Here is an 827-nt window from a genome sequence, read left to right on the forward strand (position 1 = left end):
CGCTGGGCGCGCGGTCCTGCTGGGGTGCGCCCGTCTCGGCGCCCGTGCCTGACGCCTGCGCGGTGGCCGGGGTGTCGCCCGCCGGGGTCTCGGCGGCGCGTCGGGGTGCGCGTCGGTCGGACTTCGCCACGGTGCTCCTCGTCGGGTCGGGGTCTGGCCCGGGTCCTGAGCTGCGGTCGCCGCAGGGGCGCCGTCACCCGGGACACAGGGGCCGATTCTGCGTCAGTCTACCGCTCAGGCGGTGCCGGGCTCGGTGAGGAAGTCGATGAGTTCCTCCACACGTCCCAGCAGGGAGGGCTCGAGGTCCGCGTAGGTGCGGACCTGGGAGAGCAGGCGCTTCCAGCCGAGTCCGACATCCTCCTTGGTACGGTGCGGCCAGCCGAGGCCGCGGAGGATGCCGGTCTTCCAGTCCTGCCCCTTGGGCACCACGGGCCAGGCGTCGATGCCGATCACCTGGGGCTTGATCACCTGCCAGACGTCCACGTAGGGGTGGCCCAGGATGAGCACGTTGCCGGCCGCGCCGGGGGTGCGCATGGCCTTGGCGGCGATCCGCTCCTCCTTGGAGCCGGGCACCAGGTGGTCCACCAGGATCCCGAGCCGCCTCCGGCTCGAGGGGCCGAACTCGCGGATGGCGCCGGCGAGGTCGTCCACGCCGTGCAGCGGCTCCACCACGATGCCCTCGTGGCGCAGGTCCTCGCCCCAGACCTTCTCCACCAGCTCGGCGTCGTGGGCGCCCTCCACCCAGATCCGCGAGGCCCGCGCCGTGCGTGCGCGGGCGCCCTCCACCCGCACGGACCCGGAGGCCGTGCGCTGCGGGCCCGCTGCAC

The 827-nt window shown here is 74.4% G+C and carries 1 protein-coding gene; it reads right to left on the minus strand.

The window, feature by feature from the left end; translation table 11 throughout:
* Positions 1–234 precede the first annotated feature (234 nt).
* On the minus strand, positions 235–827 hold a 593-nt coding region (locus AC2W7A_RS12965; RefSeq protein ID WP_485991686.1), incomplete at its 5' end, for a DUF3097 family protein.

This window comes from Micrococcus sp. LASM2_SD2 (genome assembly GCF_057364565.1).